The sequence below is a fragment of the Acinetobacter sp. GFQ9D191M genome (genome assembly GCF_011174875.1).
Classification (GTDB): Bacteria; Pseudomonadota; Gammaproteobacteria; order Pseudomonadales; family Moraxellaceae; genus Acinetobacter.
In genome coordinates this window covers 34,059-49,785 of sequence record NZ_JAALGV010000001.1, presented here as the reverse complement: position 1 = coordinate 49,785, position 15,727 = coordinate 34,059, and the positions used below count along the sequence as shown (strand labels likewise).

The 15,727-nt window shown below is 45.3% G+C and carries 14 protein-coding genes; 11 read left to right on the top strand and 3 right to left on the bottom strand.

Features of this window, described 5'->3' with window-relative positions; translation table 11 throughout:
• Positions 1-66 precede the first annotated feature (66 nt).
• The 5 genes from pcaF (at position 67) to G5T77_RS00215 (ending at position 5,194) form a co-directional block, all read left to right on the top strand.
• A complete protein-coding gene (pcaF, locus tag G5T77_RS00235; protein ID WP_166136727.1) occupies positions 67-1,278 on the top strand; it encodes a 3-oxoadipyl-CoA thiolase in 1,212 nt (403 codons plus the stop codon).
• Between the two features lie 58 nt (positions 1,279-1,336).
• Positions 1,337-2,629: a phenylacetate--CoA ligase PaaK gene (gene paaK, locus G5T77_RS00230; RefSeq protein WP_166136724.1), complete on the top strand. Its 1,293-nt coding sequence runs from the start codon at positions 1,337-1,339 to the stop codon at positions 2,627-2,629.
• Positions 2,630-2,689: 60 nt separating this feature from the next.
• The gene (gene paaX / locus G5T77_RS00225; protein WP_159123525.1) at positions 2,690-3,631 is read left to right on the top strand and encodes a phenylacetic acid degradation operon negative regulatory protein PaaX; all 942 of its coding nucleotides are present in this window, start codon (positions 2,690-2,692) and stop codon (positions 3,629-3,631) included.
• A gap of 42 nt (positions 3,632-3,673) precedes the next feature.
• The gene (locus tag G5T77_RS00220) at positions 3,674-4,273 is read left to right on the top strand and encodes a gamma carbonic anhydrase family protein (protein WP_166136721.1); all 600 of its coding nucleotides are present in this window, start codon (positions 3,674-3,676) and stop codon (positions 4,271-4,273) included.
• Positions 4,274-4,414: 141 nt separating this feature from the next.
• Complete coding sequence (locus G5T77_RS00215; protein ID WP_166136718.1) at positions 4,415-5,194, top strand: class I SAM-dependent methyltransferase; 780 nt, start codon at positions 4,415-4,417, stop codon at positions 5,192-5,194.
• 55 nt (positions 5,195-5,249) lie between these two features.
• Here G5T77_RS00215 and ccsA read toward each other — a convergent pair whose 3' ends face one another.
• A complete protein-coding gene (gene ccsA, locus G5T77_RS00210) occupies positions 5,250-6,059 on the bottom strand; it encodes a cytochrome c biogenesis protein CcsA (RefSeq protein ID WP_004783358.1) in 810 nt (269 codons plus the stop codon).
• 138 nt (positions 6,060-6,197) lie between these two features.
• Here ccsA and ffh point away from each other — a divergent pair, with 138 nt between their 5' ends.
• From ffh to G5T77_RS00195, 3 genes are all read left to right on the top strand, one after another.
• Complete coding sequence (ffh, locus tag G5T77_RS00205; protein ID WP_004783356.1) at positions 6,198-7,604, top strand: signal recognition particle protein; 1,407 nt, start codon at positions 6,198-6,200, stop codon at positions 7,602-7,604.
• A 159-nt stretch (positions 7,605-7,763) separates the two neighbouring features.
• Positions 7,764-8,339 (top strand): alpha/beta hydrolase, encoded by a 576-nt coding sequence (locus G5T77_RS00200; RefSeq protein ID WP_159123528.1) that lies wholly within the window; start codon positions 7,764-7,766, stop codon positions 8,337-8,339.
• Positions 8,340-8,472: 133 nt separating this feature from the next.
• Positions 8,473-9,078 carry an alpha/beta hydrolase gene (locus tag G5T77_RS00195; protein WP_166136715.1) on the top strand — a complete coding sequence of 202 codons (606 nt, stop codon included), beginning with the start codon at positions 8,473-8,475 and terminating at the stop codon, positions 9,076-9,078.
• Here the strand turns inward: G5T77_RS00195 and G5T77_RS00190 are convergent.
• Both G5T77_RS00190 and G5T77_RS00185 read right to left on the bottom strand, forming a co-directional pair.
• Entirely contained in the window at positions 9,032-9,772 is a 741-nt protein-coding gene (locus tag G5T77_RS00190) for a type III pantothenate kinase (protein ID WP_166136712.1), read from the bottom strand. The genes G5T77_RS00195 and G5T77_RS00190 overlap by 47 nt on opposite strands.
• Before the next feature lie 14 nt (positions 9,773-9,786).
• A complete protein-coding gene (locus G5T77_RS00185) occupies positions 9,787-10,542 on the bottom strand; it encodes a biotin--[acetyl-CoA-carboxylase] ligase (protein WP_004783349.1) in 756 nt (251 codons plus the stop codon).
• 27 nt (positions 10,543-10,569) lie between these two features.
• Here G5T77_RS00185 and G5T77_RS00180 point away from each other — a divergent pair, with 27 nt between their 5' ends.
• The 3 genes from G5T77_RS00180 (at position 10,570) to smc (ending at position 15,727) form a co-directional block, all read left to right on the top strand.
• The gene (locus tag G5T77_RS00180) at positions 10,570-11,373 is read left to right on the top strand and encodes a sulfite exporter TauE/SafE family protein (protein WP_166136709.1); all 804 of its coding nucleotides are present in this window, start codon (positions 10,570-10,572) and stop codon (positions 11,371-11,373) included.
• 194 nt (positions 11,374-11,567) lie between these two features.
• The gene (locus tag G5T77_RS00175) at positions 11,568-12,263 is read left to right on the top strand and encodes a GntR family transcriptional regulator (RefSeq protein ID WP_034170647.1); all 696 of its coding nucleotides are present in this window, start codon (positions 11,568-11,570) and stop codon (positions 12,261-12,263) included.
• 11 nt (positions 12,264-12,274) lie between these two features.
• Positions 12,275-15,727, top strand: coding sequence for a chromosome segregation protein SMC (gene smc, locus G5T77_RS00170; protein WP_166136766.1), 3,453 nt, complete (start codon positions 12,275-12,277; stop codon positions 15,725-15,727).

Genomic DNA, 15,727 nt, shown 5'->3' with positions numbered 1-15,727 from the left:
GCGCTAGGACAGGCGCAACAAGTATCGCCAACAGACTGAGGTATGGCGAGCTAAGGAACAAGAACGATGGAACATGTTTATATTTTTGACGGTATTCGTACCCCAATTGGTCGTTACGCAGGTGGTTTGAGCAGTATTCGTACTGATGACCTTGCTGCTTTGCCGATCCAGTATTTAAAACAGCAGCATCCCAACCTGCCATGGGCAGAAGTTGATGAAGTGATTTTAGGCTATGCCAATCAGGCCGGTGAAGATAATCGTAATGTCGCGCGTATGGCAGCACTTTTAGCGGGCCTGCCGGAAAGTGTACCCGCGATTACTGTAAATCGTCTCTGTGCTTCCGGTCTGGATGCTGTCGGTCTGGCAGCACGTGCAATTAAATCGGGTGAAGCGCAATTTGTAGTCGCCGGTGGGGTAGAATCCATGAGCCGTGCGCCATTTGTACAATCCAAGCCCATCACAGCATTTAGCCGTACTCCGGAAATTTATGACACCACCATTGGCTGGCGTTTTATCAATCCAAAATTCAAGGCAGGTTTCGGCGTAGATAGCATGCCGGAAACGGCAGAAAACGTAGCTGAAAAATATCAGATTAATCGTGAAGATCAGGATCTGTTTGCTTATCACAGTCAGCAAAAAACTGCACAGGCACAGCAGAATGGCATTTTTCAGGCAGAAATCCTGCCAGTAGAAATCAAAGGTGCTAAAGGTTCTACTCAGGTGATTACTGAAGATGAGCATCCACGTGCCGATACTACTTTAGAAAAGTTATTTTCTTTAAAAGCACCATTTCGAAAGGAAGGTGGTTCGGTAACTGCGGGTAATGCGTCTGGTGTCAATGACGGTGCAGCCTGTGTGCTACTGGGTAATAGATATTTCGCAGAACAATATGGACTGAAACCATTGGTACGGGTAGTAGGAATTGCCAGTGCAGGTGTAGAGCCACGCTATATGGGGATTGGACCAGTACCAGCGATACAGAAAGTATTAAAACAGACAAACTTAAGTCTGGAACAGATGGATGTGATCGAACTGAATGAAGCCTTTGCCGCACAGGCACTTGCAGTGCTACGTGAGCTAGGCCTTCAGGATGATGATCCACGAGTCAATCCAAACGGGGGTGCTATTGCCCTTGGACATCCACTCGGAATGAGCGGTACACGACTGGTGATTACTGCCATGAAAGAATTACAGCGCAAGCAAGGAAAATATGCCCTTTGTACCATGTGTGTCGGTGTTGGACAGGGTGTCGCACTGATTCTGGAAAATGTGGCTTAAGGACTGAATCAAAAGAGAAATCATCAGCAGTCAGGATGACTGCAGCAGGAGCAAGAATATGAATAACAATGCAATGGAACAGATTGAAACCGCTTCAGTAGATGAATTACGTAGCCTGCAATTGGAACGTATGAAAAAAACACTGCAGCATGCTTATCAGAACAGTACGGTTTACAAGAAAAAGTTTGATGAAGCCGGTGTCCATCCGGATGACTTAAAATCACTGGAAGACCTGGCAAAATTCCCGTTCACCACCAAGCAGGATCTTCGCGAAAACTATCCATTTGGCATGTTTGCTGTGCCTCAGGAGCAGATTGTCCGTGTACATGCTTCTTCAGGTACTACAGGTCAGCCGACTGTAGTCGGTTATACCCAGAATGACATTAATACCTGGTCAGATGTGGTGGCACGCTCGTTACGTGCAGCAGGACTCAGCAGTAAAGATACGATTCAGGTATCTTATGGTTACGGCCTGTTTACTGGTGGTCTAGGTGCACATTATGGTGTAGAACGTCTGGGCGCTACCGTAATTCCAATGTCAGGTGGCCAGACCGACAAGCAGGCCCAGCTGATTCATGATTTCAAGCCAACAGCTTTAATGGTCACTCCATCATACTGTCTGAACATTATTGAATGTCTGGAGAAAAAATTCGGAACTGCCAAGGACTGTTCAATCAAGACAGGTATCTTTGGTGCAGAGCCATGGACCAATGAAATGCGCCGTGAAATCGAAGAACGTCTGGGTATTGATGCACTGGATATTTACGGCCTGTCCGAAGTCATGGGACCGGGTGTGGCGATGGAATGTCTGGAATCCAAAGATGGACCTACCATCTGGGAAGATCACTTCTATCCTGAAATTATCCATCCGGAAACCGGTGAAGTATTACCTGATGGTGAACTGGGTGAGCTGGTATTTACCACCATTACCAAAGAAGGTATGCCGGTGATTCGTTACCGTACCCGTGATCTGACACGCTTATTGCCAGGTACAGCACGTACTATGCGTCGTATGGATAAGATTGTCGGTCGCAGTGATGACATGATGATTATTCGTGGTGTGAATGTGTTCCCATCACAAATTGAAGAGCAAATCCTGCATATTCCGCAGCTTATTCCGAATTATCAGATTCAGATTTGTAAACAGGGCCATCTGGATACATTGCATATTCGTACCGAAATGCGTAAAGATAATGCTATAAATATGACACACCAATTGGCAAATCAGCTGAAAGTACAAATCAAGACCATGGTCGGGATTAGTGTCAGTGTGGAAGTTTTACCGGAAGGTAGCTTGCCACGCTCTGAAGGTAAGGCTCAGCGGGTGTTTGATATCCGAAAGTCCGCTTAAATACGTCTGGATGACAGGCTCAGGTCTGTCATCCGGCTTTAACAAGGTAAATTGAACATAATGAATCCGAAATTAAAACAAGTAATTGATGATTTCATTCAGAATGAGACCCTTAGTGGAACCTCATTGGTAATGACGATTTTTGGTGACAGTATTTATCACCGCGGGGGAGTCATTAGTCTTGCCAGCCTGATTCAACTGATGGATGTATTCGGCTTCAATGAGCGTTCTGTGCGTACCGCCGTATTCCGTCTGGTACAAAATGGCTGGCTGAGTTCTGAAAAAATTGGCCGCACCAGTTATTACCGTATTACCGAAAGCAGCCGTCAGCGTTTTATTACCGCAGACCAAAAGATTTACAGCTTCCAGCATAATGAATGGGACCAGAAATGGGATCTGGTTCTACTCAGTTCAGTTGAACTGGAAAATAAACAGACACTGAAAAAAGAACTGGAATGGTTAGGCTTTGCCAATATCGCGACCAATGTCATGGCCTATCCGGGGTGTGATCAGCAGAAACTGCAAAACCTGTTACTGAATAACAAGATGACCGATCAGGTCGTAGTGTTTCGTGCTGAAACTTTACAGCTTTGGCAGGAATCTTATCCAACCATTAAACGCATGGTCGAAACCAATTGGCCAATCCCGGAACTGCATCAGCGTTATGAAAAATTTATTAGCGATTTCCGCGAGTTTTTCTATCTGGTGGAAAATGAAGAGGAACTGGATCCAGTACAAGCCTTTCAGATTCGTATTCTGCTGATCCATCAATATCGCCGTATTTTACTGAAAGACCCGAATCTGCCATTTGAACTGTTACCAACAGACTGGTTGTCACTGATTGCACGTAACTTAAGTACCAATCTATATCAGGCAGTATTTGCAGCAGGAGATGAGTTTTTCCTGGAGACTGCCCGGACAGCGGAAGGCCTTATGCCACCTGCACATCCACAATTTTATAAACGTTTTGGTGGTTTAAAGCAGCCGGAATTGACCTTTTAATATTTAAAAAAATCATGAATGTAATAGCTCAAGGAGGAGTCTATGCCATGTTATGCGATTGATGGGGTGATTCCTGTCGTCAGCCCTGAAGCTTATGTCCATCCTACGGCTGTGCTGATCGGTGATGTGATCATTGAAGCCGGAGTTTATATTGGTCCGTTCGCTTCGCTGCGGGCCGATTTTGGCCGGATTCATATCCAGAAAAATGCCAATATCCAAGATTCCTGTACCATTCATGGATTTCCGGACAGTGTGACCTTGGTTGAAGAATATGGTCATGTTGGTCATGGTGCCATTCTGCATGGCTGCGTGGTACGAAAAAATGCCTTGATCGGTATGAACAGCGTAATTCTGGATGAGGCCGAGATCGGGGAGAATGTCATTGTTGGGGCCAACAGTACAGTTAAGGCCAAATTCAAAGTGCCAGCGAATAATTTGGTACTTGGCAGTCCGGCAAAAGTCATCCGTCCTTTAGAAGAAAAAGAAATTGTCTGGAAAAGCCATGGCACCGAGCAATATATCCAGCTCACTGCACGTTGTTTGAATACCTTGCAGGAAGTAGAAGCTTTAACTGAAGATTCCGCAGAGCGACGTGATTATCAGAACTTTAAAGCGGATTATCAAATCAAGCAAAATAGTTAAACTAGCTGATGTTTAAAAAATTTAGATAATTAAAATACGCTAATTTTTTAGTTTTAAAAATTATTGGAAATGAAACCAAATTCCTATTGTCGCCTTTCCGGATCGAGTTAAGCTGTTAGAAAACAGGTCAGGAAAGTGCAGATGGAAAGGCGGGAATTTAAAGACCATTTCTCCCAGCAGTCCCAAGATTATGCCTTGTTTCGCCCGCATTATCCGGACACTTTGGGGAAGATACTGGCAGAGCTAGCACCGAGTACCCAATTGGCTTTAGATGTTGGCTGTGGCTCAGAACAGTTTTCAGAAGTTTTGGCGCATTATTTTGATCAGGTCACTGCCATTGATGCCAGTAGTGAACAGCTTGCCCAAGCCAAATCTCATCCGAAAATTCAATATCATCAGGCCTTAGCCGAAGAAATCCCATGTGTTGACCAGAGTGTAGATCTGATTTCAGTCGCACAAGCTGCCCATTGGCTGGATCTGGACAAGTTCTATGCGGAAGTTCGCCGTATTGCAAAACCCAATGCCATTCTGGCTCTTATTAGTTATGGAGTATTCAGCATTGATGAAGAACATCTGAATCATTATTTCAGACATTTTTATGAAGTGACCATTGCGCCCTATTGGGCACCTGAACGTCGCCATGTTGATGAAGGATACAAAAATCTGCCATTCCCATTTCATGAAATTGCTGTACAACCGCCGGTATTACAAGTCGAGTGGAACTTTTACCAACTGATAGGCTATATGAGTACCTGGTCAGCCGTAAAAGCAGCCACCCAGGCACTCGGACATAATCCGCTGAATGTACTGGCAGATGCCTTATTGCCAGAATGGGAAGATCCAGAATTGCCCCGGGTGGTGAGTTGGCCGCTATCGCTACGAGTGGGAAGGATAAATCCAGATAAAGGAATGGATAATTAAATAAAAAGCCCAGTCTTAACTGGGCTTTAAAAATATAAAGTAGAGGTAAATCAATTTATTTGTTTAACAGCATTTCCAGCACAAATTTGGAACCGATAAAACCGAGCGCCAGCAGGCCAAACCCAAGCAGGGTAAAACGAACTGCTTTCTGACCACGCCAGCCAAATTTCCAGTGTCCAATCAATAATGCGCCATAAACCAGCCAGGACACAATACTAAAGGCAGTCTTATGGGCCAGATGCTGGGCGAAGAAATTATCAATGGTAAAGAAGCCAAAACCCAATGCCAGTGTCAGTAAAATGAAACCGGTCATCAGCATATCGAACAACAAAGATTCCATATCCTGATAGGAGGGCAACAGATTCACCCAAACCCGACGTTTCTGTTTTTTCTTCAGTTCACGATCCTGAAACCGCAAAATGACGGCCTGAATCGTCGCCATCAATAACACAGCATAAGCGGATAGGGACAAGATAATATGAATATCCAGGCCTAGAGAATTCTGTGCAATGACTTTCGCTGGCTGGGTGAAACTGAAACCGAGAATTAGGCCGGTTGCAGCGACGGGGATACCAATCAGGTTTAGCGCAATAATCGGCCGATAGGTACTGTAAATGATACTTAGCAGCAGCATTAGCCCTGACGTAAAGGAAAGTAAGGCAAATACATCATAATTCATCCCCATCGGGGTATACATGTCACCTGATAAAACCAAAGCATGCAGTACCAGTCCAACTAAAGCTGTTAAGCCGACAAACCATTGATTTGGAGTACGTTTAGTCATTAAATGAATGAACAGATACCAAAAAGAGGAGGTATAAGCGATTAATGCTAAGATCGTGTAAACCAAGGGTAGGCTAAGCATGTCAAACCTTTTTAAGGGTGATGAATATTCATTTATATAAATTCAGTGCGAACTACAGTATCCTATAGCATTCTATGCATAAATTTTCTATTTTAAGAAACAATTTTTTGCTACTGGCTATTTTAAGCGGATTTTGCAATGTTTGATACCTTAACAGAACGACTCACGCAGAGTTTAAGAAATGTTACTGGCTCAGGGCAGCTAACCGAAGACAATATTAAAGATACGTTACGTGAAGTACGTATGGCACTTCTTGAAGCCGACGTTGCGTTACCTGTAACTCGTGAATTTATCGCGAAAGTTAAGGAAGAAGCATTAGGCCAGGAAGTGATGACTCAGTTATCACCAGGGCAAGCCTTCGTCAAAATCGTCTATGACGAATTGACCAAAATGATGGGCGAGGCTAATGAAAGCCTTGACCTTGCAGCAAAACCACCGGTGGTGGTACTGCTTGCCGGTTTGCAGGGTGCGGGTAAAACCACGACTGCAGCCAAACTTGCGCGCTTCCTGCAAGAGCGTCAAAAGAAAAAAGTAGCTATGGTGTCTGCCGACGTTTATCGTCCGGCTGCGATCAAGCAGTTACAGACAGTGGCTGGCGAAGTTGGCGCGATTTTCCTTGAATCAAGTGCTACTGAAAAGCCGATCAGCATCGTTAATCGTGCAATTGAACAGGCAAAAATCCAGTTTGCCGATGTACTGATTGTCGATACAGCAGGTCGTCTGCATATCGATGACGACATGATGGAAGAGATTAAAGAGCTGCATGCAGCGATTAATCCGACTGAAACCCTGTTCGTGGTCGATGCCATGACCGGTCAGGATGCGGCAAATACAGCCAAAGCATTTAACGATGCACTTCCTTTGACGGGTGTGATCCTGACTAAAACTGATGGTGATGCGCGTGGTGGTGCAGCACTGTCTGTTCGTGCGATTACTGGCAAGCCAATCAAGTTCCTCGGTATGGGCGAAAAACTGGATGCCCTTGAGCCATTCCATCCGGAACGTGTGGCACAGCGTATTCTGGGCATGGGTGACGTACTTTCTTTAGTCGAAGAAGTTGAACGCAAAATCGACAAAGAAAAAGCCGAAAAAATGGCGAAGAAATTGCAGAAAGGCGGTAGCTTCAACTTTGAAGATATGCTGATGCAATTCGAGCAGATGAACAAGATGGGCGGCATGATGGGCTTCCTGGACAAACTTCCAGGCATGAGCAATTCTGGTATTCAAGATGCGATTGCGCAGGCGAATCCTGAAAAGCAAGTGAAGAAAATGGAAGCGATTATCCAGTCGATGACCATCAAGGAACGTCGTAACCCTGACCTGATGAATCCAAGCCGTAAAAAGCGTATTGCAGCAGGTTGTGGTATGGAAGTCTCAGAAGTCAACAAGCTGATCAAACAGCATGCGCAAATGGCGAAGATGATGAAGAAATTTGCCAATCCGTCGGGTATGGCAAAAATGATGAAATCACTGAGCGGTCTGCAAAAACAGTTTGGTGGCGGCGGTGGCATGGGTCCACTGTTCGGCGGGAACGACAAAAAATAACTGTTTTAAATAAAAAAGGCGCATATAGCGCCTTTTTTATTGTCTGTATTTTCTTTTATATCCAGTTTAAACAAAACAACATTTGCTTACCCAAATTTCCAGAAAAATCAGGCAGACTCGAAAACATTCGAAATAAAATAATATAGAAGGATGTATCTAATGACTCAAGTGATTGTGGTGCATGGCTATACCGCAAGTCCTGAAGAAAACTGGTTTCCATGGATTCAGGAAAAAGCCCAGCAGGAACATGTCAGCTTGAAAGTACTCAGACTTGACCCGTCAACTACGCCAAAACTGGAGGTCTGGGAACAGCAAATGCGTGAACAGATTGACGGGATTGACGAAAACAGTATTTTTATTGCGCATAGTCTGGGATGTCTGGCTGCATTACATTATTTAAGTCGCGAATTAAAAAATCAGAGAATCAAACAACTGGTATTAGTGGCCGGTTTCAATGGCCGACTGGGACGTCTGGAAGAAGTTAATCCGTTCATTGACGCTGCTGAAGTAGATTTTGATTTACTGAAACGTCAGATTGATGAACGTGTAGTGATTTATTCGGAAGGTGATGATCGGGTTCAGCCTGACTTTAGTCTGGAGCAAGCGGAAAGTCTGGATGCAATTGTAGTCTGTGCCGAGCATCAAGGACATTTTATTAATTCGCAAGGCTGTACTGAACTGCCGGAAGTCTGGCGAGTGATTCAGCCTTATCTGATTCAATCTTCCACTGAATAGGGAGGATGATGAACAGATCGGTTCAATGATGACAGGATGAAATTAAATAAGGAATATTGAATTTCATCCGCTAATAATTAAAAACTTAACTTTTGTCGGAGCATTTTGCTCTCAATATAATAAGTACAATGCTATGAAAAATATAACGAAGAAAGTCTATATCGTGCCTGACTATCAGGCAACCTCAAATGACCATTGGTATCCATGGTTAAGCCGGCAGATCAAAGACGCGGGGTTCGAGGCCAAACGGATCATGCTGGCCAATCCTTTTCAACCCGATCTGGAAGAATGGCAGCACAACCTGAAACTACAGATTCCGTACCTGGATGAGCATAGTTTCATTGTTGCGCATGGCTTGGGTGGCTTAAGTGCTCTAAAGTTTCTCGAAGAACACTATAACCGTACACAATTGAAAATTGGCGGGCTCATGTTAGTCGCAGCTTTTGATACACCACTGGTGGCCTGGTCGGAACTAAACAAAATGGTGCAGGCAGTAAAGTTAGATCTGAACAATTTATCACATGGCGCCAAACGTTTTGTAATGCTGCTTTCCAGCAATAATCCTTATGTGCCTGCACCGATTTCGTTGCGTTTGGGCCATAGCCTGAATGCACAGATTTTTGAAATCAAAAATGCAGGGCATTTTAACAAGCTGGATGGCTATGCAGATTTTTCAAAGTTGCTCGAGCTGCTTAAACTGTGTCTGGCAAATGATCTGCAAAATGCTGCAGGCCTTTAAGCAATAAATCGGGTTCAATAATAGGCTGAAACCGTTCGAGATGCTGGGCAAAGAGTGCAGCATCTCCACCGGTCAGGATCAGCTGTGCCGGAAAATCTTGCAGTACTTTTTCAATGGTACTGAGCAGACCGAATAAAATGCCATGATGTACGGCATCAATGGTATTGCGCCCAGGACTGAGTTCCTCGAAAGCTGCATCCGGGATTTTAATGCCTTTGGTATTCTGGATCAGGGAATCGCGTTGTAAATACAGATTCGGCAGGATATAACCGCCGAGATGTTTCTGACCTTGGGCTAGATCAATGGTCAGGGCAGTCCCGCAGCTGATGACACAGTAATTTTGCTCGGTCGACTTGGCAACGGCCAGCACCTGCAACCAGCGGTCAATCCCAAGCTGGGAAGGATCATCATAGCCACAGATCAAACCGGCATAGCGTGCCTGTACCTTGGCAAAAACTACAGGAATGTTCAGGCAGGTCAGAATCGATTGAATTCGGGTATTATTTGCTTTGTCCAGCACGGAAGAAATCCCGACCTGATGCAAGCCTAAACTCTTAAAGTGCTGAATCAAGCCAAGAAGTAAGTCGGCAGGGGATTGCAAATGCATTTCCGCGGCATGTTCAATGATCTGGTTCTGCTCCGTAATCCAGTACTTGAGCCGTGTATTGCCGATATCCAACCATAGTTTTTTCATTGAATGATGCCTGTTCAGCCACCGTTTTTAAGACGGAGTTGCCCCTGATAAAATGTCTGCGTACCTGCATTCGTTTCGATAATGACCGCACCATCGTCTTGAATGCCGAGGAAAGTTCCGGAATATTGGCCTTGAATATCGGTAAATTCAACTGTTTGCTGGAAAAATGCAGCATATTGGTTAAACCGTGCCGGCAGATTCTGACTGCCATAATTAAACCATTCCCCCGCTTGCTGAATAGCCAGATACAACTCGGCAATCAGATCTACACGTGAAGTATGTGGTAGTCCCAATTCAGTCAGAGAGGTGACCTGCTGGTCTGGAATGCTTTCCATGAGTGGGCTGATATTGATCCCGACACCAACCACCACCTGTTGAGTCGAAATCGGTTCAATCAGAATGCCACCCCATTTCCCCTGCAGGCTGTACAGGTCATTGGGCCATTTCACCTGCAAGTCCAGTCCTTTTAGGCTTGGCATTTGCAGGATATTTAATGCAATTTCCAGTGCCAGGCGACCATCGATTACTTTTTGTGTATGCAGCAATGTGCTTAAATAGATGTTCCCCTCAGGAGAAATCCACTGACGTTGACGCTGTCCACGTCCCTGGGTTTGCACGCGGCTACACACTAGTACCTGTTGTACCCCTTTGGTTGCCAGTTCCCGGACATCGTCATTGGTCGATGTGGTGATCGGCTTGATCAGCAACACTTCAGGGAGTTGGCCTGCTTGACTTAAACGTTGCTGCAGTTCGCGAGTTTCTACATCCATTTGAATCTAAACGTGGTAAATGTCGTTATGGAGTTAATCATATATTTATTGATTGGTGCAATTGCAGGATTTGCCGCAGGCCTGTTTGGCGTGGGTGGTGGTCTGATTATCGTGCCAATTCTGTACATTGTTTTTACCCAGCTCCAGTACGATCCAAGCGTGATTATGCATATGGCAGTCGGAACTTCTCTGGCCACAATTATTGTGACCTCAATCAGTTCGGTGATGGCACATCATCAGAGAGGGGCAGTGTTATGGGATGTGGTACGTAATCTGGCACCCGGCCTGGTCATTGGCTCATTCTTAGGAGCTGGAATTGCAGATTATTTATCGGGTCAGGGTCTGCAATTGCTGATTGGCTTCTTTGCAGTCTGGATTGCCTTCAGAATGTTTAGAGGTGCGCATTATCAGGTTGATCCGAACCAGAAATTGCCTTCAGCCGCATTACAGCTGGCAGCGGGTGGCGGCATTGGCGTGGCATCGGCCATATTCGGGATTGGTGGCGGCAGTTTGACTGTGCCTTTCCTGAATCGTTGTGGTGTCGTCATCCAGAAAGCAGTAGCCACTTCTGCTGCCTGCGGTTTGCCGATCGCAGTGGCTGGTGCCTTAGGTTTCATCTGGTTTGGTCAGAAAGCTGAAGTCGAAGTACCAAATACGATTGGTTATATTCATATTTATGCGTTTATTGGTATTAGTGTGATGAGTGTTATCACTGCAAAATTTGGTGCAAAAGTGGCGCATTTATTATCACCAGTTCTATTAAAAAAATGTTTTGCGGCCTTATTGACTACAGTTGGTCTGTATTTTATCTATCAAGGCTTTACTGCCTGAACTACTCATTTTTTATCAGCTAAATTTTTTGAGGAGAATAGGTCACTATTCTCCTTTTTCTTTGACTGGGTTGGCTGTATAGACACAAGATTGTCTGACAATGTCAAAGTATTTTCTGCAAAAAAGCCGTTTAATAACTGAAAAGTCATCCAGAATGACTGTATTTGCATCAATAAAAATAAGACAGGAACAGTATGCAACAACAAGAAGCACACAGTTTGTCTGAACAGATTGCCAAGCATATCAGTGAACAGATTATCCGGGGTGAACTGGTTGAAGGCGAACGCATCCAGGAACTCAGAATTGCATCGGAACTTGACGTCAGTCGGGGATCAGTCCGTGAAGCCTTGCTCTTGCTTGAACGTACCCAGCTGATTGAAATCTTCCCGCGTCGTGGCGCCATTGTTTCGGAAATGTCGGCCATGCAGGTTCGTGCCCTGTTTGACCTGACCTCTTTATTGCTGGGGCAGATGGTACATCGCATGGCAGAGACCTGGCGCAGTCATGAGGCAGAGCGCATTCAGCTATTATTAGAACAATTAGAAGCCGAAACCCGCCAAGGCCATATCGAAAAGTTTTATGATTTGATCTTTCAGGGAATGGCCCAGCAACAGGAGATGGTCGGTAATCTTTACCTGATGCGCTACTATCAGGAACTGCTGCCATCTTTACGCCGTAGCTATTTTCTGACCCTGAATATTTCAAGACGTGAGCTACAGGAATCTTTTGAATTATTTAAACTGGTGACGGAGGCGATTTTAATTCGTAAATCCCATCAGGCGACGTTATTTATGGAAGATTTTTGTCGACACTTGCGCAACCTTGTGTTGGAATCTCTGACACGGATGAAACAAATTGAACTCGCGTGGGCCAGACGCTCACGACGTTAAATCAGGACACTATGCGTTTAAGCAGTTTAAAACTTTCAGGCTTCAAATCTTTTGCTGACAGTACCACCTTACACTTCAAGGATAACCGGACTGCAGTGGTGGGACCCAATGGTTGTGGTAAATCAAATGTGATTGATGCCATACGCTGGGTGATGGGTGAGTCCAGTGCGCGCCAACTACGTGGTGGCAGCATGCAGGATGTGATTTTTACCGGAACAGCCAAGCGCAAACCGGTGGGCATCGCCAGTGTAGAACTGCGTTTTGATAATACTTATGGCAAGCTGGGCGGTGCGTATAATGCCTATAATGAGCTGGCAGTGCGTCGTCAGGTCAACCGTGATGGCAAGTCTGAATATTTCCTGAATGGCACTAAATGCCGACGTCGTGATATTACCGATATTTTCTTGGGAACCGGTCTGGGGCCGCGTTCTTATGCAATTATTGAACAGGGCATGATTAACCGTCTGGTAGATGCCAAGCCGGAAGAAATGCGGGTTTTTATTGAAGAAGCTGCCGGGGTTTCCCGTTATCAGGCACGTCGCCGCGAGACCATGCTGCATCTGGATCACACGACGCAGAACCTGTCGCGTCTGGAAGATATTGCCTCTGAACTCAAGTCTCAGCTTAAAACCTTGAAACGCCAGTCAGAAACTGCCATTCAATATAAGGAACTGGAAGGCCAGATCCGTACCATCAAGATTGAAATCCTGTCGTTCCAGTGTGAGCAGAGCCAGCGTCTGCAAGAAGAATATACTGTGCAGATGAATACGCTGGGCGAGAATTTTAAGCTGGTACGTTCTGAATTGACTACTGTTGAGCATGATCTGGGAGCGACCAGTGAACTGTTCCAGCGCTTGATTCAACAGTCCACACCGCTACAAACTGAATGGCAACAGGCTGAGAAAAAGCTCAGCGAACTGGAAATGACCCTGCAGCAAAAGCAGTCCTTATTGCAGCAGAACTCAAGCAGTCTGGTGAAGCTGGAAGAACAAAAAGCACAAACCAAAGAACGTTTACAGCTGATTGAATTGCAACTGGACACCCTGCATCAACAACTCGAAGATCAGACTGCACAATTGCAGCAGCAGGAAGGTCAAAGTCAGGAACAAAACCAGGGTCTGACTGATCTGAAATCCCAGCAAGGCACAATTGCTGCCCAGTTTGCTCAAATTAAAACCCAGGTTGAGCAACAGCAACAACGTAAACAGCAAATGCTGGCGCAAAGTGAACAGCTGGCTAAAAATATTGTCCGGATTGAACAGCAAAAAGAAACCTTGCAACAGCAGGCAGCACAAATTCAGCAGCAGGCGCAGCAAGATGAGCTGGAACAGTATCAGACTGATAGAGCTGAAACTGAACAGCAAATCACTGGCTTTGAGACTCAGCTCAAAACACTGAAAACTGAGCTTGAGCAGCTACAGGCAGAACAGGCAAGCCAGCAGCAATTGCTCATGCAGCTGAAATCAGAAATTCAGGTGCTGCAATCAGAACGCAAAAACCTGAGCCAGTTACTGACCAAAGCCAATCCAAACGCCAAAGCGGATGCGGTGCAGTTAATGCAGGTGCTGAAGCTGAATCCACAGGCCAAAGCTCATGCCAGCCTGATTGAAAAGTTCCTGGCGAAATGGCTTTCTGCACAAGTACTAGAAGAAACTGAGCATTTTTTGGAAAATAGTGCACGCCAGCTCAAAGCTCAGACGACACAGGATAATATTCAGCTTGATGGGCTCCCTTGTTTAGCAGACTGGATTGAAGCGCCTCAATATTCGCTCTGGCAACAGGTGGCCGTAGCTGAGAACTTTAAACAGGCACTTGGTTTACAAACTCAGCTGAGAACAGGCCAGTCGATCTTAAGTCTGGATGGCTATCATGTCGGCCCCGACTGGATGATTGCATTGGACTATGATGAAGCCAGTCAGGCGGGACAAGGGGCATTGAGTCATCGTATTCGTCTGGATGAAATCGAGCAGCAACTGATTCAGCTTGAACCAAAATTCGCAGATCTAGAGCAACAGCTTCCTGAGTTAAATGCTCAAGTGAAAGCTTTACAGAGCCAGATTCAGAGCATCAATGAGCAGCAGAAGCAGGCACAAAAGCAGTTACAACAGCTTGATCTGAATATTGCTAAAGTCCAGAGTGCGACACAGGCCTTTGCAGTACAGAAACAGCAATTGCAGAACCAGTTACAGCAACTGGACGAGCAACTGGAAGAAGATGCGATGCAGAAAGATGATCTGGAAATTGATCTGCATGCACTGAATCTGAAACTGGAACAGGCACTGCCCAATTACAAGACCTTGCAATTTCAGTTGGAAGAACTCAATGCTCAACTTGAAGACTCACAGCTAGTCACTCAGCAGGCGCAGCAGGAATTAGAAGTACTGCGCCGTCAAACAGTACAAAGCCAGCAGCAGGCTGAACTGCTAGAAAAAGACCAGCTGTTTTTAAAAGAACAATATCAGCAGATTATTGCGCAAATAGAACAGGCTAAAAAGTTTGTTGATCCGGTACAGCTGGAATTGCCTGCTTTACAGAGCCAGTTTAATGAACAGGCGCTGATTACAGAAAAACTGCAAAAGACCTGGGCAGACTGGCAGATCGAGTTGAATCAGATCCAAAGCAAGCAGCAGCACCTGACTGAGCAGCGCCACACTTTCCAGCAGCAAGATGAACAATTGCGTACTGAACTCGAAGCCAAACGTCTGGCTTGGCAAGCTGCCAAATCTGATTTACAGCATTATTCAGAACAACTGAAAGAATTGAATAGTGAAGTAATTTCAGGGCTGAATATTGATGTAAAAGTACATCAGGCCAAACTGGAAAAAGCACAGGCTCAATTCGATAAACTGGGTGCAGTGAATCTGGCAGCTTCTGAAGAGTATGAAGAAGTTTCGAAACGCTATGATGAACTCAACCATCAGATTCAGGACCTGGAAAATACCGTTGAACAGCTGCAGGCAGCAATGAAAAGTATTGATCAGGAAACCCGCAAGCTGTTTATGAATACCTTCGATCAGGTCAATGCCGAGCTACAAAACCTGTTTCCGAAAGTATTTGAGGGCGGTGAAGCGAGTTTAAGTCTTGAAGATGGATGGCAATCGGGTGTAAAACTGATGGCTCGCCCACCGGGCAAGCGCAACAGCTCACTGGCATTGCTTTCTGGTGGTGAAAAGGCTTTAACCGCATTAGCACTGGTCTTTGCAATTTTCCGCCTAAATCCGGCACCATTCTGTGTATTGGACGAAGTGGATGCACCGCTGGACGATGCCAATGTGGGACGTTTTTGTAATTTAGTCAAAGAGCTTTCTGAACAAGTGCAATTTATTTATATTACCCATAACAAACTTGCAATGATGATGGCGACTGATCTTTTAGGTGTAACCATGCCTGAACCGGGAACCTCAAAATTAGTGACAGTAAATTTGGAACAGGCAAAAGAATACGGCTTAGCTGCGGAGGTATAA